An 18,402-nucleotide genomic window follows, 5' to 3' on the forward strand; every position below is an offset into this window, starting at 1 on the left:
ATTCCCATGACATCTTCGCCTCTCTCCGCCGACCTGTATTGCGTGATGGGCAACCCGGTGGCGCACAGCCGCTCGCCCGCCATCCACGCGCGCTTTGCCGAACTCACGGGCGAGCCCATCGCCTACGAGCGCCGCCTGGTGCCCCTGGACGGCTTTGCCCAGGGCGTGCGCGACTTCGTGGCCGAGGGCGGGCGCGGCTGCAATGTCACCGTGCCTTTCAAGACCGAGGCGCCGGGCCTGGCCACCGTGTGCAGCGAGCGCGTGCAACTGGCAGGCGCGGCCAACACCCTCACCTTCCGTGCCGACGGCAGCATCTACGCCGACAACACCGACGGCCTGGGCCTGGTGGCCGACATCACCCACAACGCGGGTGTGCCACTCGCCGGGCGCGATGTGCTGCTGGTGGGGGCAGGCGGCGCCGCTGCGGGCGTGCTGGGCCCGCTGCTGCTGGCGGGGGCGCGCCACATCACCGTGGCCAACCGCACGCTGGCCAAGGCCCTGGCACTGGTGCAGTCGCACAGCGCACTCGCCTTGCTACAAAAAGCAGAGCTAGAGGCGCTGGAACCAAGTGCGGCAACGGCCAATTTTGATGTGATCATCAACGCCACGGCCAGCAGCCTGGCCGGTGCCGGGGTGCCCGTGCCCGCCACCGTGCTGCGCCCGGGGGCCCTGGCCTACGACATGATGTACGGTCCCGCAGCGCAAGGTTTTCTGGACTGGGCCCGCAGCCACGGCGCAGTGCCCCGCGACGGCCTAGGCATGCTGGTGGAGCAGGCCGCCGAGGCCTTCTTGCTGTGGCGCGGCGTGCGACCGCCTTCGGCCCAGGTGCTGCGCGAGATGCAGCAATCCGCCACCGCCTGAGCCCCGGGGACGCCACGATGAAAGCCATGCTGCGCTGGCTGGGTCTGCTGGTGATCGCGCTGGTGGCGCTGCAGCTGTTTTTTGTGCTGCGCATTGCCGCCATGGTGGCCATCAACCCCGAGTCCACCACCTTCCAGCGCTCCGAAGCCTGGACCCTGCTCGCCACCAAAGGCCATGTGCCCTGGCGCCAGCAATGGGTGCCGTATGCGGACATCTCTGACCACCTCAAACGCGCGGTGATCGCCTCGGAAGACGATGGTTTTGTGAACCACGATGGCGTGGACTGGAACGCCATTGAAAAAGCCTGGGAACGCAACGCCAAGGCCGAAGCCCAGGCCAGCAAGGCGCAGGCCCGTGCCCCCGAGCGCCCGGTGCGTGCGCCCAAGATCCGGGGTGGCTCCACCATCACCCAGCAGCTGGCCAAGAACCTGCTGCTGTCGGGCGAACGCACGCTGCTGCGCAAGGGGCAGGAATTTGTGCTGACACTGGCGCTGGAGCAGCTGCTCTCCAAGCAGCGCATCCTGGAGATCTACCTCAACAACGTGGAATGGGGCGAGGGCGTGTTCGGCGCCGAAGCCGCCGCGCAGCACTACTTTCGCAAGAGCGCCAGCCGCCTGAGCACCGCCGAAGCCGCGCGCCTGGCGGTGATGCTGCCCGCGCCCAAGCGGTTTGAGAAAACGCCGGGGTCGGCCTACCTGGCAGGGCGCACGCGCACGATCCTGGGACGCATGGGCGGCGCGGAGCTGCCCTGAACATCGTGTACCGGTAAGCAGCCGCCCTATTGCGCCCGTGGCGCCTCGCGCCGCCGCTGCAGCCACAGCGCAGACGCCCCCTCCGGCCGCAGCGTCACCTGCAACCGGGGTGCTCCCACGGCAACGCCCTCCGGCAGCCGCACCGTATAGCGCTGCACCAGCATCGCCGCCAGCAGCGTCATCTCCAGCATCGCAAAGTGCTGGCCAATGCACACGCGCGGCCCCAGCCCGAACGGGATCCACGCACCCCGGGGGATGGACGGCGCGCCGTCCAGAAACCGCTCGGGACGAAAGCAGTCCGGCTCGGAAAACCAGCGCGCGTCGCGGTGCAGCACCCAGGGGGTGATGCGCAGCATGGCGCCTCGGGGCACCGGCACCCCGCCCAGCGCGATGGGCGCGGTGGTGCGGCGGCTCATCAGCGCGGCGATCGGGGGGTACAAGCGCAGCGCCTCTTTCAGCGTGGCTCCCAGCCAAGGCAGCTGTGCCAGATGCTCGGGGCCCGGGGTGCCGCCCTGCAACACGGCATCGACCTCGGCCTGGGCGCGCCGCGCGGCCTCGGGGTGCTGGGCCATGAGCAGGGTCCACCACAGCAGCGTGGTGGCGCTGGTTTCGTGCCCGGCCTGGAAGCTGACAATGCACTGGTCAAACACTTCTTGTGCCGACAAGGCCTCGCCGGTTTGCTCGTCACGCAGGGCCAGCAGCATGTGCAGCAGGTCTGAGCGCTCCGGGGCGCCGGGCGCGGCCACCTCGGCCTGGCGGGCATGGATGTGGCGCCACACCAGCCCCTTCAACGACCGGATGGCGCGCCGCTTGGCCGCCTTGCCCGGCAGGGGCAGCCAGTCGGGCAGCGTGAAGGGCATGAACATCTCCTGGTAGGCCATGGCCCCCAGTGTCTGTGTGGCCCAGGCGGCCTCGCGCGCATCGGCCTGCGCCGAGGTGCTGAACAGCGTGCGCAGGATCACGTCCATGGCCACATCGGTCCAGAGCGCATCCACCGCCACCCGCGCACCGGGCTGGCCCGGGGGCACAGCAGCGTCGAGCGCGCTGCGGGCGGCATCGGTCATCAGCCGCGCGTAGCCCGCCACCCGTTTGGGGGTGAAGGCGGGCATCAGCATGCGGCGCTGGCGCTGCCAGGTATGGCCTTCGGTCACCAGCACGCTTTGGCCAAACACCTCCTCGAACACTGCTATGCCACGCTCCCAGCGGATGAGCTGGTCGGCATGGGTGATGAGCGCCTCGCGCACCAGGTCGGGGTGCATCAGGTCCCATGCGTCTTCGTAACCCAGGCGCATGCGAGTGAGGTCGCCATGTTCGCGTTGCAGTTGGGTCACAAAACCCAGGTAGTCGGCGCGCATGGAACGTAGCAGTGGCAGGCCCCACCAGCGGCTGCGCGGGCCGCGGGGCAAAAAAGAGGTGGGAGGAACGGCGGGGGAGGATACAGAGGCAGTGGCGGGAGGCACCACTGGGGCGGAGGTCGAGTTCATGCCCCGCATGCTGCAGCGCAGCAGCGCGGCCGTATTGAACGATTGCGACAGCCCCCGTCGCCTACACTCCCGCCCCATGGCAAGCTTGGCCCCACCCTCCCCTCGGCACCCCGCCGGGTTGATCCCTTCGGGCGAGCTGTGGTTGCCGCGCGCCAGCCTCACTGCCTGCCTGCGCGCCGCCATGGCGCGCAGCACGGTGGGCTACACGCTCAGCGATGCGCAGCGCATCAACCGCTTTCCGGCGTCACCGCTGTGCAGCCTGAGCTGGTGGTTTGAAGGCCGCAGCGAGGCGCTGGTAGCCGAGCGCCCCGACACCATGCCCACGCAGCACAGCCCGCGCGAGGCCTACCCGGGCCGCTGGGTGCTGGCGGGCCCGCAGACCCGCCCCACCTCCAGCTACTGCGCCGGGCCCACGCACGCCATGATGGTGATGTTCATGCCCGACGCGCTGCACCAGCTCACCGGCGTGGACCCCGGCGCCCTGACCGACCGCATGGTGGACGCGCAATCGCTGCTGCCACCCGACTGGGTGGCGCTGTGCGAGGTGGTGCAGAACCTGCCCGACAACGCGGCCCGCTTGCAGTGCCTGGAGGACTTCCTGGAGCCCCGCTGGCAGGCCTGCCGCCCCGCCCAGGCGCTGCAGACGCAGCGCTACGGCGACTGGGTCGCGCACCTGGCGCAACGGGCCGCCCTGTCCGCCACCGGACGCAGCCTGCGCCAGCTGGAGCGGCGCATCAAGCGCTGGGCCGGTTTGCCTCTGCGCGAGCTGCGCGGCTTTGGCAAGGCCGAACAGGCGTTCTTCGACACCATCGCGGCCGATGCTGCCCAAGGCAGCGTCAGATGGGCCGATGTGGCCGCAGGCGCGGGGTTTTCGGACCAGTCGCACCTGTGCCGCGTCACGCGGCGCATCACGGGCTATGCGCCGCAGGCGCTCTACGACGGCATTTACGGCGACGAGGCGTTCTGGGCGTACCGGATCTGGGTGTAGGTGGGTGTTGCGGCGCGGCGGCAGCCTGCCACGACACTGGGCGGCGCAGGCCATACCGCCCCGTATGATCCGCCCCATGCTTGCCAAGTTGATGAGTTTTGTCCTGCTGGGGATCGTGCGGTTTCTCACCGGCTCCCAGGCCCGCTGGTATGGCTGCCCGCCCAAGGCCGAGCAGCGCATCTATTTCGCCAACCACCAGAGCCACGCCGACATGGTGCTGATCTGGGCCGCCCTGCCCGAAGAGCTGCGCAGCATCACGCGACCCATTGCCGCCAAGGACTACTGGACCAAGACGCCGTTCCGGCAGTGGATCACCACCGCCGTGTTCAACGCCGTGTATGTTGACCGCCAAGCCACGCCCGCCCGCCCGCCCGCCCCTGCGGCGACAGAGCCCGTCGGCGTGATTGGCGCCATGGCAACCGCATCTGCCGACGCAGACACCGCCATGGCAGGCGGCCCCGACCCATCGCCCGACATGCCACCGCGCACCCCCACGCCCGAAGAACTGCGCGCCGCCCTCCCAGAATCCGATCCGCTGGCACCGCTGGTGCGGGCGCTGGCCAGCGGCGACTCCATCGTGATCTTCCCCGAGGGCACACGCGGCCATGGCGACGAACCGCAATCCTTCAAGTCCGGCCTGTTCAAGCTGGCGCAGATGTTCCCGCAGGTGGTGCTGGTGCCCGCCTGGATCAACAACGTGCAGCGCGTGATGCCCAAGGGCGAAGTGGTGCCCGTGCCCATCCTGTGCTCGGTGACCTTTGGCGCGCCCATCCAGCTCGAAGCGGGTGAAGAACGCCGCCCTTTCCTCGATCGCGCACGCCGCGCCGTGATCGCCTTGCGGGAAGTCTGAATATGACCCCCACGCTCATCGCTTCGCGTATCGCTGCCCCCCAAGAGGGCGCGTCATTCCCTTCGGGCGGCCGGGCGGCAACGACATGAACAACTTCCTCCGCGGCTTGACCGCCACCCAACAGATCGGCGCCCTCTTCATCGCCGTGTTCGGCATCCTGTCCATCGTTACCGTGTGGGCCTTTGTGCGCAATCTGCGCGAGCATGCGAGTGACGACCCCGAGTCCGAAGCACGCATGCTGGAGGCCAGGCGCTTCTGGGGCCTGCTCAAGACCTCGTGGATGATGGCCACCGTGTTCTGGGTGGGCTGGGTGCTGGGCGACACCGTGGCCACCGTGCTGTTTGCCATCGTGGGCTTTTTTGCGCTGCGCGAGTTCATCACCCTCTCGCCCACGCGCCGGGGCGATCACCGCAGCCTGGTGCTGGCGTTCTTCGTGGTGCTGCCGCTGCAGTTCTGGATCGTGGGCAGCAAGATGTTCGACCTGTTCACGGTCTTTATCCCGGTCTATGTGTTTCTGGCGCTGCCCGTGGTGAGTGCGCTGGCCAACGACCCACAGCGGTTTCTGGAGCGCAACGCCAAGCTGCAGTGGGGCATCATGGTCTGCGTGTATGGCATGAGCCATGTGCCCGCGCTGCTGCTGCTCGACTTCCCGGGCTACCGCGACAAGGGTGCGTTCCTGGTGTTCTTCCTGGTCTTTGTGGTGCAGACCTGCATGGTGGTGCAGCACCTGCTGGGGCGGCGTTTTCCGCACACCCCCGTGGCGCCGCAGGTGAGCCAGAGCTTCCAGTGGGCCAGCTGGCTCGCTGGCGTGGCCGTGGGCGGGCTGGTGGGCGGGCTGCTCACCTTCATCACCCCGTTCAAACCCGGCCAGGCACTGGGCATGGCCCTGCTGGCCTGCGTGGCAGGCAGCCTGGGGCACCTGGTGATGAAGGCTCTCAAGCGCGACCGGGGCATCACGAGCTGGGGCATGCAGGGCATGTCCGTCACCGGTGCCGGCGGCCTGCTCGACCGGGTGGACGCATTGTGTTTTGCGGCCCCCGTGTTCTTCCATTCAGTGCGCTGGTACTTCGGACTTTGAGCAAAAATGGCCGTCTGCGCGCGACCACATTGCCCATATAGCTATTAACTTTATAGCAAATGCGTATTCTTGGCATTGACCCCGGCCTGCAGACCACCGGCTTTGGCGTGGTGGACGTGGACGGCCACAAGCTCAGCTATGTGGCCAGCGGCACCATCCGCACCACCACGCTGGCCCTGGGCGACCTGCCCGGGCGCCTGAAGATTTTGTTCGACGGCATCACCGAGGTTGCAGCCCGCTATGAGCCCGATGTGGCCTCGGTCGAAATCGTGTTCGTCAACGTCAACCCCCAGTCCACCCTGCTGCTGGGCCAGGCACGCGGCGCCGCCATCACCGCCCTGGTGGCCAGCAACCTGCCCGTGGCCGAATACACCGCCCTGCAAATGAAAAAAGCCGTCGTCGGCCACGGCCGCGCCGCCAAGAGCCAGGTGCAGGAGATGGTGCGGCGGCTGCTGCAGCTACCGGGCCTGCCGGGCACCGACGCGGCCGACGGCCTGGGCATGGCCATCACGCATGCGCATGCAGGCGCGGCGATGGGGCGGCTGGGAGAGGCGGCCACGCTGAATCGACGGCAGCATGCGATGTACAAGGGGGGGCGGAGCTACTGACCGCCAGGGGCTTTCCATGCCCCACCACAAAGATCAGCGCCCCAGCCCGCGCTTGAGTTCCTTGAGCAACAACAGCACCTGGTTGGAGGCATGGCGGCAACTGCTGTTGAGCAATTGCACCGCTTTTTGCTGCTCGCCGGACTGGAACAGCGTGACCACGTCGGCGGCCTGCTGGTGGAAGTATTTGTGGCGGGCCACGAGCATCTCGAATGCAGGGTAGTGCCCCAACCGCACGCGCCCCGTGCCATACAGCCAGCGGCCGAGGTCGCAACGGTCGTCCTGGCAAATGCGTTCGGGCCGCATGACCTCCTCCGAGCGGCCGTTGACCATGTCCTGCAGCTGCAGGCGCCAGCGCTCGTGGCTGGCAATGGCGGCGTCGATGTCGATTTCAGTCATCAGGGTGGCCGCGTATTCCGCGTCCAGCACCAGTTCGCTGCCGTTGTCCTCCATGGCCCAGGTGGTGTCGGGGCTGGTCGGATCCTGCTCCTTGATCTTGAACAAACGGCTGAAGAAACCCATCGTCATCCCTTAAACGGCCAGGGGCCGCGCACACGGGAACATGCCCACGCGGAAAATCCTTGAAACATTCTGTGGCGCCGCCGTCGTTTTGGCTACCAAAAAATGGCCCGGCCGTAAAAATCGCGCCGGGCAACCCTTCGGGCCCTGCCGACTCTGCCCTGGCGCCAGCACAAAGGCACCAGCGGCCAGACAATGCAGCCATGACTTCTACTCCCCGCCGCCCCGCCCTGTCGATGCTGGACCTGGTGGCCGTCCGCGAAGGCGGCACCGTGGCCGATGCCCTGCAGATTGCACTGCGCACTGCCCAACACGCCGAGCAACTGGGCTTTGCCCGCTACTGGCTGGCCGAACACCACAACATGGCAGGCATTGCCAGCTCGGCCACGGCCGTGCTGGTGGGGCACATTGCCGGCGGCACGTCACGCATCCGCGTGGGCTCGGGCGGCGTGATGCTGCCCAACCATGCGCCGCTGGTGGTGGCCGAAGCCTTTGGCACGCTGGCCGAGCTGTACCCAGGCCGCATCGACCTGGGCCTGGGCCGCGCGCCCGGCACAGACCCGGCCACCATGCGCGCGCTGCGCCGCAGCCGGGTGGAGACGGCCGACGACTTTCCGCAGGACGTGGCCGAACTGCAGCGCCTGCTGGCACCGGCCGAACCGGGCCAGCGCCTGATTGCCATGCCCGGCGCAGGTACCAACGTGCCGATCTGGCTGCTGGGCTCCAGCCTGTTCTCGGCGCAGCTCGCGGCCGAGCGCGGCCTGCCCTATGCCTTTGCCTCGCACTTCGCCCCGCGCCTGCTGCACCAGGCGATCGACCTGTACCGCAACCTGTACCGACCCTCCGCCGCCTGGCCCCAGCCCTATGTGGCGATTGGCGTACCGCTGATTGCGGCGCCCACCGATGAGGAAGCGGAGTTTCTGGCCAGCAGCACCTACCAGCGGGTGCTGGGCATTCTGACGGGCGACCGGCGCCGCTTGCTGCCGCCCGTAGAGAACTATGCGGAGCGCCTGCAACCGCAGGAACGTGCAGCCATCGGCGACTTTCTGGCCGCCGCCGTGATCGGCGGGCCCGACACGGTGCGCACGGGGCTGGCGCAGCTCAGCGAAGCCACCGGGGCTGACGAGCTGATGCTGGTGAGTGATGTGTACGACCCGGCGCTGCGGCTGCGGTCGCTGGATATTGCCGCGCAGGCCCACGCCACGCTCGGCCAGGCCACCGTGTCGGCCTGAGCGTCTGTTCGCGCTTTATCGCGCCAGATAACCACCATCCACTGGGTAATACGCCCCGGTAACGAACGACGCCTTGCTGGACGCCAGCCAAGCCACCAGTTCGGCCACCTCTTCCGGCTGCCCCAGGCGCCCGACGGGGTGCGCGCCTACCAGCATGGCGTGGATGCCTGCGTCCTGCTCCAGCCCGCTGATCATCGGCGTGTGGATGAAGGCAGGCCCCACGGCGTTGATGCGCACACCCTGTGCGCTGTACTCCAGGGCGGCCGCCTTGGTCAGTCCCACCACGCCATGCTTGGCGGCGGTGTAGGCCGGTGCGGTGGCAAAGCCGACGGCGCCCAGGATGGACGCCACGTTGATGATGGAGCCCCCGCCGTTCTTGAGCATGGCTGCGATCTGGTACTTCATGCCGTAGAACACGCCCGACAGGTTGGTGTTGATGACCTGCGCCCAGCCGTCCAGCGGGTAGTCGGCCGTGGGTGCCTGGGGGCCACCAATGCCCGCGTTGTTGCATGCGATGTCCAGGCGGCCATAGTGGGCCACGGTGCGGATCACCAGCGCTTCGCAGTCCCCGGGCTTGCCCACGTCGGCGGCCACAAATGTGGCGTCTCCCCCGGCTGCGCGCACCAGTGCGGCCGTTTCCTCGCCTGCCTGCACGTTCACATCCGACACCACCACCCGGGCGCACTCTCGAGCCCACACCAGGGCAATCGCACGACCGATGCCCGACGAAGCGCCGGTGACCAGCGCTACCTTGTTCTTCAGCATGAAAGACTCCTTGTCCGTCCACAAGACCTGCCGCCGGATGCCGCAGGCCACTTTTGATTCTGCGCACCGGGCAGTCTCACGCCTTGACCTGGATCATGCAGCGGCCGCCGGCGTGGCATGACATGGCATGGGCGGGAGTGCCTCTGGTAGCGGCTACCATCTGGGGCTGCAGTGATTCCACCCACCTCAGCCTGCTGCCCGCGTGTGGTGAGACTGCCGGACCTCCTTGCTACCGCTTAACCGCCTACGCCCGCATGCCTGCTTTTTCCTTTGAAGCCCTGGACGCCCAGGGCCAGACCCGCAAAGGCCTCATGGAGGCCGACACCGCCAAGGCCGCACGCAGCTTGCTGCGGGCGCAGGCCCTGGTGCCGCTGGCGGTGGAGCCGGTGCAAACCGGCCAGTCGCAGGACGGTCGCGCTGCCAGCCTGGGCCAGCGTCTGTTCACGCGGCCCGTGTTCAGCGCCACCGCGCTGGCCATCTGGACGCGGCAGATCGCCGGGCTGGTGTCGTCGGGCCTGCCGCTGGAGCGGGCGCTCACGGCCCTGTCCGAAGAAGCCGACGACGAACGCCAGCGCCACCTGGTGGCTGCACTGCGGGCCGAGGTCAATGCGGGCGCCACGTTTGCCCGCGCGCTCTCGCAGCACCCGCGGGAGTTTTCCGACATTTACTGCGCCGTGATTGGCGCGGGCGAGCACAGCGGCAACCTGGGCCTGGTGCTGGAGCGCCTGGCCGACGACCTGGAAGAACGGCAGGCGCTCAAGGCCAAGCTGGTGGGCGCAGCGCTTTACCCGGCCATCGTCACCCTGGTGGCGATTGCCATCGTGCTGTTCCTGGTGGGCTATGTGGTGCCGCAGGTGGCCAGCGTGTTTGCGGGCACCAAGCGGGCCCTCCCCTTCCTGACGGTGGCCATGCTGGGCCTGAGCGCTTTTGTGCGCAACTATGGCTGGGTGATGCTCGCGGCCGCAGTGCTGGCCGCCGTCGGAGCCCGGTGGGCACTGGCCATCGACCCTGTGCGCGAAAAGTTCGATGCCGCCTGGCTGAAGCTGCCGCTGGTGGGCAAGCTGGCGCGGGGCTACAACGCGGCGCGTTTTGCGGGCACGCTGGCCATGCTCTCGGGCGCAGGCGTGCCCATCCTCAAAGCCTTGCAGGCCGCAGCCGAAACCCTGAGCAACCGCGCCCTGCGTGCCGATGCGCTCGATGCCCTGGTGCTGGTGCGCGAGGGCGCCCCGCTGGCCTCGGCGCTGGCGCAGAAGAAGCGCTTCCCCGGCCTGCTGTCGATGTTCGCGCGCCTGGGCGAACAGACCGGCCAGTTGCCCGTGATGCTGCAGCGCGCCGCGCGCCAGCTCTCGACTGAAGTGCAACGCCGCGCCATGGCGCTCGCCACCATCCTGGAGCCGCTGCTCATCGTGGGCATGGGCGGCATCGTGATGCTGATCGTGCTGGCCGTGCTGCTGCCTATCATCCAACTTAACCAGTTTGTGAAGTAGAGCGTGTTATGCACTTTTACGCACCCGCGTCGGGCCCACAGGCTGGTGATCGCAAGGCGCAGCGCGCTGCCAAGGCAAGCGCCTTGGCAAGTGCTGCAACGCCGCGAGCGCCTGCCTGTGGGCCCGACCCTATGGGAAAACCGGGGAAAGGCCCGGCCACGTTGTTGCAGGCCACTTGCGGTATTCATACCGCCGCGCGGCCTGCGCCTAGTTGCCGGGCCTTTCTCCGGCTTTCGCGGGCACGTAAAAGTGCATAACACGCTCTAACGTATGGCAGTGACCCTGGACGACAAGCTGGTGGTGGCGATCTCCTCGCGCGCGCTGTTCAATTTTGAGGAAGAGAACCGCGTTTTTGAGAAAGACAACGACCGCGCCTATGTGGACCTGCAGCGCCAGCGGCTGGATGTGCCCGCAGCGCCGGGCGTGGCGTTTTCGCTGGTGCGCAAGCTGCTCGCGTTCAACACGACCGAGCACCAGCGCGTGGAAGTGGTGCTGCTCTCGCGCAACGACCCGGTCAGTGGCATGCGCGTGTTCCGCTCGTGCCACGCCCATGGCCTGCCCACCATCCAGCGCGGGGTTTTCACGCAGGGGCGCGATCCGTTCCGCTACCTGCGGCCGCTGGGCGCCCACCTGTTCCTGTCGGCCAACGAGGCCGATGTGCGCGAAGCCCTGCACCTGGGCTACCCGGCGGCGCGGGTGGTGACCGAATCCATGCAGGCCGGTGACGCCAACCCTGCAGAAGTGCGCATCGCGTTCGATGGCGACGCCGTGCTGTTCTCCGACGAGGCCGAGCGCGTGTACCAGGCCCAGGGTCTGGCGGCTTTTCAGCAGCACGAAACCGACAAGGCCGCCCTGCCGCTGCCCGACGGCCCCTTCAAACCCCTGCTCGCCGCCCTGCACCGGCTGCAGTCCGCCGGGGAGGCGGGAGGCACCACAGGCATGCGCATCCGCACGGCCCTGGTCACGGCGCGCAGCGCACCGGCGCATGAGCGTGCGATTCGCACACTGATGGACTGGGACATCAATGTGGACGAGGCCATGTTCCTGGGCGGCCTGCCCAAGGGCGAGTTTCTGCGCGAGTTCGAACCCGACTTTTTCTTCGACGACCAGACGGGCCATGTGACCTCGGCCGCGCGCCATGTGCCGGCTGGGCATGTGAACAGCGGCATCTCCAACACGGCGCCGCTGCGCCCCGCCGGGAACTGACCGCCCGGTTCGCGGTCTGTCAGGGTCGGGCCACCACCCGCCTTCAAGGAGCCCTGTTTTGCACACCCCCATCCCCCGAGCCTTCGTGGCCGCCCTCTCCCTCTGGATCGCAGCCTGCAGCGCAGCTTGGGCACAGGCGCCGGACGCCGACACACAACCGCCCGCACCCACCAAAGGGGAAGCCAAGGCCTTGCGTGATTTCAAGATGCTGGATTTCAACGGAGACGGCAAGCTGAGCCGCACCGAGGTGCAACTGTTTCCCCGGCTGGCCGCCGCGTTCGATGACGCAGACACCGACAAGGACGGTTATGTGTCGCACGAGGAAGTGCGGGTCTTTGCCGCCAAATACCGGGAGCAGCGAGACCAGCAACGTGCCGCCGCCCAGGCGGCAGCTGCCGCCTCATCGCCCCGGCCGTGATGCCGTGGCGTGAAAAATACAAGAAAATTTGACCGCTACCGCGCGTCCATCAAGCCTTGATAGCTATTATTAATATAGCAAACTACAACCCACCGGTGCGCTTGACCTTGGGGTCTGAATAGGTGAGTGGCTCGTTCTTGACCTGCTGCGCCATGCGCTCCTGCAGGGTCATCTTGTTGATGTCCTGCGCCACCTCCACCGCCGTGCCACTGGCCCGCCACATCGACTGGATGAGTTCCAGCAGCTGCTTGTAGATGGGCTCCTTGGGTGGCTCGGGGGGTTCTTCTACCGTTTCCTTTTTCTTGACCTCGGTCCAGTCCCGGTTGGCGGTGTCCGGGGCAGACGGCTTGTCGGGCTCACGCACGACAGCGCCCTCGCCCAGGCGGTCCATGGATTCCACCGGGTTGGGCGCATTGATGGGCCGCACCGGCGGCGCGCCGGAGGCGCCAGTGGAATACAAATCAGCGCCCTGAGGACGCCAGCTCGGCGATCGATCGACAGGTGGCATTTGCATGGCAGTGGCCCCGGATGGTGAATGGATGTGTCTTGGCGTGCAGAGGGTTTTCCGACGTCTTCGTAATTCATAACGGCAAAAAGAAGGGGAAATTTAGGTCTTTTTCACCGATTGACCTCAAACAAGGGTTTTCACCTAGATTTCAGAAGAGGTTCAAGCCATCTGCGAGCCTGATGTGGGCTGAAAACAAGGATTGAGCGCACAAGCGATCACAACCACCAGGCCAGCCTGTGGCTTTTGTGCGTGTTGACCATGCGCCAAGGGGCGCCCGGAGGCGCTCAGCGCACCGAGAAAGAGAAAAAGAGGGGTCTAGAGAGGTCTCAGCTGGGGCTGCGGGGCCCCGAGCCGGTCAGAGAAAACGTTCCAGCAGTTTGCGCGAGTGCCGGTCCAGCGCGGTGGTGTCCTTGACGCGGAACTGCATGCCGTCGCCCCCGGCGATCAGCAGCCGGGTGCGCCCGCCTAGGCGGCGAATGTCTTCTTCGGCCTTGAGCACCAGGCTGGCCGGGCCCCGGTCGGTCTCCACCTGCCAGGTGCTGGGCGTTGAGAAACTCGACACTGCAATAATTTTTTCGATAGTGGGTACAAACTCGCGCACCGCCAACTCCTCGTCGATGAGCTGCCGGGCCGGGCCCGCCACCTGGTCCACCTGCGGAATCCACAACAACTCATGGCCATCCGCGCCCACCAGCGACAGCCCCTCGCCAGGCGCGGCGATGGGGAAAGCCCGCACGGGGGTGACGCCTTCATGCTCCGAGCCGTCGGGCAGCGTCAGAACCAGGCGGCCATGGGGGTTGCGCGCCAACTGGAAGGCAGGCGTAGACGACGGGGTCAGGGGTGCGTTCATGGCAAGCTCGCTCACAACTTTTCAGGGATTGCCCGCAGGGTGGGCAGGGTGCAGCAGGCTGCTGTCGATGATGACCCCGGCCGCCTGGGCGTCTTCTTCGGCGCGGCGCGCCTGGGCTTCGTAGAGCCGCCAGTAGGCGCCCTGCTTTTCCATGAGTTCGTCGTGGGGCCCCACTTCCACCACCTCGCCCCGGTCCATCACCACCAGGCGGTCGGCCTTGCGCAGGGTGGACAGGCGGTGGGCAATGGCAATCGTGGTGCGGCCTTGCACCAGGTTATCGAGCGCCTTCTGGATTTCCTTCTCGGTCTCGGTGTCCACGGCCGAGGTGGCTTCGTCCAGGATCAGAATGCGCGGATCGATCAGCAGTGCGCGCGCAATGCTGATGCGCTGGCGCTCGCCGCCCGAGAGGCCCTGGCCGCGCTCGCCCACCAGCGAGTCGTAGCCGTGGGGCAGGCGCAGGATGAATTCGTGCGCATGCGCAGCGCGGGCAGCGGCCACGATCTCCTCGCGCGTCGCTTCGGGCTTGCCGTAGGCGATGTTCTCGGCAATGGTGCCGAAGAACAGGAAGGGCTCTTGCAGCACCAGACCGATGTGGCGGCGGTAGTCGGCCACGGCAAACCGGCGGATGTCGATGCCATCCACCTGGATGGAACCGTCGCTCACGTCATAAAAGCGGCTGATCAGGTTCACCAGCGTGCTCTTGCCCGAGCCGCTATGGCCCACCAGGCCGATCATCTCGCCGGGGCGGATATCCAGATCCAGCCCCTTGATGACGGCACGGCTGCCATAGCGGAAGCCCACACCCTGCATGCTGATGGCACCCTGCACCTTGTCCACCTTGACGGGCTGGGCAGGGTCGGGCACGTTGCTCACGTGGTCCAGGATGTCAAAAATGCGCTTGGCACCTGCGGCCGCCTTTTGCGTGACCGAGACGATGCGGCTCATCGAATCGAGCCGCCCATAGAACCGCCCGATGTAGGCGATGAAGGCGGTGAGCACCCCCACCGTGATCTGGTTACGTGACACCAGCCAGATGCCGAACGCCCAGACCACCAGCAGGCCGATTTCAGTCAGCAGCGACACTGTGGGGGTAAACAGGCTCCAGGTCTTGTTGAGCTTGTCGTTGACTTCCAGGTTGTGCTGGTTGGCGTCACGGAAGCGCTGGGCCTCGCGCTTCTCTTGCGCAAAGGCCTTCACCACGCGGATGCCGGGGATGGTGTCGGCCAGCACATTGGTCACCTCGGACCACACGCGGTCGATCTTTTCAAACCCGGTGCGCAGGCGGTCGCGCACAGTGTGGATCATCCAGCCAATGAAGGGCAGCGGCACCAGCGTGACCAGCGCCAGCCACGGGTTGATCGAGAACAGGATGGCCGCCGTCATCACGATCATCAGCACGTCGGTGACGAAGTCGAGCGCATGCAGCGACAGGAACACGTTGATGCGGTCCGTCTCGGAACCAATCCGGGCCATGAGGTCGCCGGTGCGCTTGCCGCCAAAGTAGTCCAACGACAGGCGCAGCAGGTGCTCGTAAGTCGTGGTGCGCAGGTCGGCACCAATGCGCTCGGACACCAGCGCCAATATATATGTGCGCGCCCAGGAGAGGCCCCAGGCCAGCAGGGCCGACAGCAGCAGCCCGCCCAGGTACAGCAGCACCAGCATGGGGTCGATCTGCTTGCCGTTCTGGAACGGGATCAGGATGTCGTCCATCAGCGGGATGGTGAGGTAGGGCGGTACCAGCGTGGCGGCGGTGGACGCCAGCGTGAGCGCAAACCCGGCGGCCAGCTGCTTGCGGTAGGGCCGGGCAAAACGCCACAGGCGCAGCAGCACCCAGGTGGACGTCTGCGGGGGCTGGGCCCGGGCGCAGGCCGGGCATTCGTCGGTGTCGGGCGGCAGGGGCGTGTGGCAGGTCGGGCAGGCGGGCTCGTCGTCCTCGGCGGCCGTGTTGCCTGCGCCCAGGGCCATCTGCTGTTCGAAACGCTGCACCAGGCGCAATGCCTGGGCGTGGTGCGCCAGCGTAAAGCGCCACAGCGCCAGCCGGGCCTGGGGGCTGTGCAGCTCCAGGGAACCCACACCGCCATGGTCGTGCAGGCGCAGGGCCAGGCCGTCACCCAGCGGCCAGCTGCGCCAGGTCGTGGTGCCGGGCTCGCAGGCCAGCAGACGCTCGGACGTCACCACCACCCAGCCTGTCGCAAACCGCAGCGCGGTACTCAGGTCAACCTGTAACGCAGCCAGCACGTTCTCTTTGGAAGCGAGCATGGCCCGCAATTCGCCCCCCACGGGGCCAGAAAAGACACCCGAGGCGTCCACAGAATGGTGATGTTGCATTTTTGGTTGGTTTTTCCGCCACCGGCAGCCTGCGGTGGCCGAACTCGCGAAAGCGGGAATTCTCACCGATACTGCACGCCACGGTGCGACGGCATCCTCCTGTAACGTCTGCGGCAGCCATTTGGCTGACACTGCGAACAGGCCCCGGGCTGGCGCACAATCATCGTCCAACAAAGTCCCCCTTCGTCCCCTTTTTCCACGCAAAGCCCTCACAAGGCCGGAAACACACCCGCTGCAATCCATGGCGAAACTCAACGACATCCAACTGCTTCGCATCAACTACCTGCGGGGCCCGAATATCTGGACCTACCGGCCGGTCCTGGAAGTTTGGCTGGACCTGGGCGAGCTGGAGGACTATCCCTCCAACACCATCCCCGGCTTCAATGACCGCCTCACGGCCTGGCTGCCCGCGCTGATCGAACACCACTGCGGCGTGGGCGAGCGTGGCGGCTTCCTGCAGCGCCTGCAAGAGGGCACCTGGTGCGGCCATGTGCTCGAGCACATCGTGATCGAGCTGCTCAACCTGGCGGGCATGCCCACCGGCTTTGGCCAGACGCGCTCTACCTCCCAGCGCGGCGTGTACCGCATGGTGTTCCGCGCCCGCGACGAAAGCGTGGCCCGCGTGGCACTGGCCCAAGGCCATGCGCTGATCATGGCGGCCATCAACGACCAGCCTTTTGACGTGGCCGCCGCCGTGGCCCGCGTGCGCACCGAGGTGGACGACCAGTACCTTGGCCCCAGCACCGCCTGCATCGTCACCGCCGCCACCGACCGGGGCATCCCCCACATCCGCCTGAACGACGGCAACCTGGTGCAGCTGGGCTACGGCGCCAGCCAGCGCCGCATCTGGACGGCCGAGACCGAGTTCACCAGCGCCATCGCGGAAGGCATCGCCAGCGACAAGGACCTGACCAAGAGCCTGCTCCAATCCTGCGGCGTGCCCATCCCCGAAGGCCAGGTGGTCAACAGCCCCGAAGAGGCCTGGGAAGCCGCGCAGGACATCGGCCTGCCCGTGGTGGTCAAGCCGTCCGACGGCAACCACGGCCGGGGCGTGACGCTGGATTTGCGCAAGAAGGAAGACATCGAGGCCGCCTACCACGTGGCCTACCCCGAGGGCAGCGACGTGATGGTCGAGCGCTTCATCCCCGGCGACGAGCACCGCATCCTGGTGGTGGGCGGCAAGGTGGTGGCCGCCGCACGCGGCGAGGTGGTCAGCATTACCGGCAATGGCCGCAACACCGTCAAGGAACTCATCGACAGCCAGCTCAACTCCGACCCCCGCCGGGGCTACGAGGAAGAGTACCCGCTGGAGATCATCGACCTGGCCACCGACACCAAGGTGCAGCTCGAACTCAAGCGCCAGGACCTGGCCGCCGACTCTGTGCCCGCAGCAGGCCGCCAGGTGGTGGTGCAGCGCAACGGCAACGTGGCCGTGGATTGCACAGACGACGTGCACCCCGAGGTGGCCTACATCGCACAGCTGGCCGCCAAGGTCGTGGGCCTGGACATCGCGGGCATCGACATGGTGGCGCGCGACATCTCCAAGCCACTGCACACCCAAGGCGGCGCAATTGTGGAAGTGAACGCCGGCCCCGGCCTGCTGATGCACCTCAAGCCCGCCGTAGGCGCGCCTCGCCCCGTGGGCCAGGCGATTGCCGAGCACCTGTTCCCCTCCGAAGGTGACGATGAAGGCCCCGTTGGCCGCATCCCCCTGGTGGGCGTTGCGGGCACCCGCAACACCGCCACCATCTCGCGTGTGGTGGCCTGGCTGCTGCACCTGAGCGGCCACCACACGGGCCTGGCCTGCCGCGACGGCCTGTTCCTGGACCGCCGCCGCGTGGAAGCCACCGACTGCGCCCACTGGGAGGCCGCCCACCGCCTGCTGATGAACAAGATGGTGCAGGCCGCTGTGATCGAAAGCGACGCGCGCACCATCCTGCGCGACGGCCTGGCCTACGACCGCTGCCAGGTGGGCGTGGTGACCGACATGGACGGCGTGGAAACGCTGGCCGAGTTTGACGTGCACGAGCAGGACCAGATGACCAAGGTGATGCGCACCCAGGTGGACGTGGTGCTGGCCGAAGGCGCTGCCGTGCTCAATGCCGCCATCGCCCAGGTGGCCGACCTGGCCCCGCTGTCCGACGGCGACGTGGTGCTGTATGCACAGGACGGCACGCTGCCCGCCATCGTGGACCACCGCGCCAAGGACAACGGCCGCGCCGTCTTCGTGAAAAACGGCCGCGTGGTGCTGGCCACCGGCAGTGCCGAGCATGTGCTGGGGGCCCTGTCGGACCTCACCTTCGGCCGCAACGCCGTGGTGCCCGACACCGAGGCCTTGCTGGCCGCCGTGGGTACCGCCTGGGCGCTGGACATTGCCCCCGACCTGATCGGCGCGGGCATCAAGACCTTCGAGCCCGAGCTGCCCGCCTGACAGCCCTACAGCCCCATTGACACAGCCACACACGCATTCG

General features: G+C 67.3%; 17 protein-coding genes. 11 read left to right on the forward strand and 6 right to left on the reverse strand.

The window, feature by feature from the left end; translation table 11 throughout:
• Window positions 1–6: 6 nt before the first annotated feature.
• Window positions 7–861 (forward strand): shikimate dehydrogenase, encoded by an 855-nt coding sequence (aroE, locus tag CBY09_RS20965; protein WP_094291520.1) that lies wholly within the window; start codon window positions 7–9, stop codon window positions 859–861.
• Between the two features lie 17 nt (window positions 862–878).
• Window positions 879–1,613: a monofunctional biosynthetic peptidoglycan transglycosylase gene (gene mtgA / locus CBY09_RS20970; RefSeq protein ID WP_094291521.1), complete on the forward strand. Its 735-nt coding sequence runs from the start codon at window positions 879–881 to the stop codon at window positions 1,611–1,613.
• A gap of 26 nt (window positions 1,614–1,639) precedes the next feature.
• On the opposite strand, the gene CBY09_RS20975 is transcribed toward mtgA, so the two are convergent.
• The gene (locus tag CBY09_RS20975) at window positions 1,640–3,175 is read right to left on the reverse strand and encodes a cytochrome P450 (RefSeq protein ID WP_276208314.1); all 1,536 of its coding nucleotides are present in this window, start codon (window positions 3,173–3,175) and stop codon (window positions 1,640–1,642) included.
• On the opposite strand from CBY09_RS20975, the gene CBY09_RS20980 reads away from it, so the two are divergent.
• From CBY09_RS20980 to ruvC, 4 genes are all read left to right on the forward strand, one after another.
• Complete coding sequence (locus CBY09_RS20980) at window positions 3,174–4,085, forward strand: helix-turn-helix domain-containing protein (RefSeq protein ID WP_240515806.1); 912 nt, start codon at window positions 3,174–3,176, stop codon at window positions 4,083–4,085. The two genes, CBY09_RS20975 and CBY09_RS20980, sit on opposite strands and share 2 nt — an antisense overlap.
• Window positions 4,086–4,161: 76 nt before the next feature.
• Entirely contained in the window at window positions 4,162–4,935 is a 774-nt protein-coding gene (locus tag CBY09_RS20985; RefSeq protein ID WP_094291701.1) for a lysophospholipid acyltransferase family protein, read from the forward strand.
• A gap of 85 nt (window positions 4,936–5,020) precedes the next feature.
• On the forward strand, window positions 5,021–6,013 hold the full coding sequence (locus CBY09_RS20990) for a phosphatidate cytidylyltransferase (protein WP_094291523.1): 993 nt from the start codon (window positions 5,021–5,023) through the stop codon (window positions 6,011–6,013).
• A 59-nt stretch (window positions 6,014–6,072) separates the two neighbouring features.
• Complete coding sequence (gene ruvC, locus CBY09_RS20995) at window positions 6,073–6,621, forward strand: crossover junction endodeoxyribonuclease RuvC (RefSeq protein WP_094291524.1); 549 nt, start codon at window positions 6,073–6,075, stop codon at window positions 6,619–6,621.
• Window positions 6,622–6,654: 33 nt separating this feature from the next.
• Here ruvC and CBY09_RS21000 read toward each other — a convergent pair whose 3' ends face one another.
• Window positions 6,655–7,140: a CZB domain-containing protein gene (locus CBY09_RS21000; RefSeq protein ID WP_094291702.1), complete on the reverse strand. Its 486-nt coding sequence runs from the start codon at window positions 7,138–7,140 to the stop codon at window positions 6,655–6,657.
• Window positions 7,141–7,340: 200 nt separating this feature from the next.
• On the opposite strand from CBY09_RS21000, the gene CBY09_RS21005 reads away from it, so the two are divergent.
• Complete coding sequence (locus CBY09_RS21005) at window positions 7,341–8,369, forward strand: LLM class flavin-dependent oxidoreductase (protein WP_094291525.1); 1,029 nt, start codon at window positions 7,341–7,343, stop codon at window positions 8,367–8,369.
• Between the two features lie 15 nt (window positions 8,370–8,384).
• Here CBY09_RS21005 and CBY09_RS21010 read toward each other — a convergent pair whose 3' ends face one another.
• Window positions 8,385–9,134, reverse strand: a complete 750-nt coding sequence (locus CBY09_RS21010; RefSeq protein WP_094291526.1) for an SDR family NAD(P)-dependent oxidoreductase — start codon at window positions 9,132–9,134, stop codon at window positions 8,385–8,387.
• A gap of 254 nt (window positions 9,135–9,388) precedes the next feature.
• Here CBY09_RS21010 and gspF point away from each other — a divergent pair, with 254 nt between their 5' ends.
• The 3 genes from gspF to CBY09_RS21025 all read left to right on the forward strand — a co-directional run bounded on the left by gspF (window position 9,389) and on the right by CBY09_RS21025 (window position 12,245).
• Window positions 9,389–10,621 (forward strand): type II secretion system inner membrane protein GspF, encoded by a 1,233-nt coding sequence (gene gspF / locus CBY09_RS21015; RefSeq protein WP_094291527.1) that lies wholly within the window; start codon window positions 9,389–9,391, stop codon window positions 10,619–10,621.
• A 270-nt stretch (window positions 10,622–10,891) separates the two neighbouring features.
• Window positions 10,892–11,827, forward strand: a complete 936-nt coding sequence (locus CBY09_RS21020) for a 5'-nucleotidase (protein ID WP_094291528.1) — start codon at window positions 10,892–10,894, stop codon at window positions 11,825–11,827.
• A gap of 58 nt (window positions 11,828–11,885) precedes the next feature.
• Window positions 11,886–12,245 carry an EF-hand domain-containing protein gene (locus CBY09_RS21025; RefSeq protein ID WP_420807470.1) on the forward strand — a complete coding sequence of 120 codons (360 nt, stop codon included), beginning with the start codon at window positions 11,886–11,888 and terminating at the stop codon, window positions 12,243–12,245.
• Window positions 12,246–12,327: 82 nt separating this feature from the next.
• Here CBY09_RS21025 and CBY09_RS21030 read toward each other — a convergent pair whose 3' ends face one another.
• The 3 genes from CBY09_RS21030 to CBY09_RS21040 all read right to left on the reverse strand — a co-directional run bounded on the left by CBY09_RS21030 (window position 12,328) and on the right by CBY09_RS21040 (window position 15,931).
• The gene (locus CBY09_RS21030; RefSeq protein ID WP_063459004.1) at window positions 12,328–12,759 is read right to left on the reverse strand and encodes a hypothetical protein; all 432 of its coding nucleotides are present in this window, start codon (window positions 12,757–12,759) and stop codon (window positions 12,328–12,330) included.
• 349 nt (window positions 12,760–13,108) lie between these two features.
• Entirely contained in the window at window positions 13,109–13,603 is a 495-nt protein-coding gene (locus CBY09_RS21035; protein WP_094291530.1) for a cyanophycin metabolism-associated DUF1854 family protein, read from the reverse strand.
• A 21-nt stretch (window positions 13,604–13,624) separates the two neighbouring features.
• Window positions 13,625–15,931, reverse strand: coding sequence for a cyanophycin metabolism-associated ABC transporter (locus CBY09_RS21040; protein WP_094291531.1), 2,307 nt, complete (start codon window positions 15,929–15,931; stop codon window positions 13,625–13,627).
• Between the two features lie 241 nt (window positions 15,932–16,172).
• On the opposite strand from CBY09_RS21040, the gene CBY09_RS21045 reads away from it, so the two are divergent.
• Window positions 16,173–18,362 (forward strand): cyanophycin synthetase, encoded by a 2,190-nt coding sequence (locus CBY09_RS21045; RefSeq protein ID WP_094291532.1) that lies wholly within the window; start codon window positions 16,173–16,175, stop codon window positions 18,360–18,362.
• Window positions 18,363–18,402: the final 40 nt, after the last annotated feature.

Source organism: Acidovorax kalamii (assembly GCF_002245625.1).
In the GTDB taxonomy this organism is placed as follows: domain Bacteria; phylum Pseudomonadota; class Gammaproteobacteria; order Burkholderiales; family Burkholderiaceae_C; genus Acidovorax; species Acidovorax kalamii.

Coding starts and splice junctions, on each gene's coding strand:
- aroE (WP_094291520.1), top strand. CDS start 7: ATGACATCTTCGCCTCTCTCCGCCGACCTGTATTGCGTGATGGGCAAC.
- mtgA (WP_094291521.1), top strand. CDS start 879: ATGAAAGCCATGCTGCGCTGGCTGGGTCTGCTGGTGATCGCGCTGGTG.
- CBY09_RS20980 (WP_240515806.1), top strand. CDS start 3,174: ATGGCAAGCTTGGCCCCACCCTCCCCTCGGCACCCCGCCGGGTTGATC.
- CBY09_RS20975 (WP_276208314.1), bottom strand. CDS start 3,175: ATGGGGCGGGAGTGTAGGCGACGGGGGCTGTCGCAATCGTTCAATACG.
- CBY09_RS20985 (WP_094291701.1), top strand. CDS start 4,162: ATGCTTGCCAAGTTGATGAGTTTTGTCCTGCTGGGGATCGTGCGGTTT.
- CBY09_RS20990 (WP_094291523.1), top strand. CDS start 5,021: ATGAACAACTTCCTCCGCGGCTTGACCGCCACCCAACAGATCGGCGCC.
- ruvC (WP_094291524.1), top strand. CDS start 6,073: ATGCGTATTCTTGGCATTGACCCCGGCCTGCAGACCACCGGCTTTGGC.
- CBY09_RS21000 (WP_094291702.1), bottom strand. CDS start 7,140: ATGGGTTTCTTCAGCCGTTTGTTCAAGATCAAGGAGCAGGATCCGACC.
- CBY09_RS21005 (WP_094291525.1), top strand. CDS start 7,341: ATGACTTCTACTCCCCGCCGCCCCGCCCTGTCGATGCTGGACCTGGTG.
- CBY09_RS21010 (WP_094291526.1), bottom strand. CDS start 9,134: ATGCTGAAGAACAAGGTAGCGCTGGTCACCGGCGCTTCGTCGGGCATC.
- gspF (WP_094291527.1), top strand. CDS start 9,389: ATGCCTGCTTTTTCCTTTGAAGCCCTGGACGCCCAGGGCCAGACCCGC.
- CBY09_RS21020 (WP_094291528.1), top strand. CDS start 10,892: ATGGCAGTGACCCTGGACGACAAGCTGGTGGTGGCGATCTCCTCGCGC.
- CBY09_RS21030 (WP_063459004.1), bottom strand. CDS start 12,759: ATGCAAATGCCACCTGTCGATCGATCGCCGAGCTGGCGTCCTCAGGGC.
- CBY09_RS21035 (WP_094291530.1), bottom strand. CDS start 13,603: ATGAACGCACCCCTGACCCCGTCGTCTACGCCTGCCTTCCAGTTGGCG.
- CBY09_RS21040 (WP_094291531.1), bottom strand. CDS start 15,931: ATGCAACATCACCATTCTGTGGACGCCTCGGGTGTCTTTTCTGGCCCC.
- CBY09_RS21045 (WP_094291532.1), top strand. CDS start 16,173: ATGGCGAAACTCAACGACATCCAACTGCTTCGCATCAACTACCTGCGG.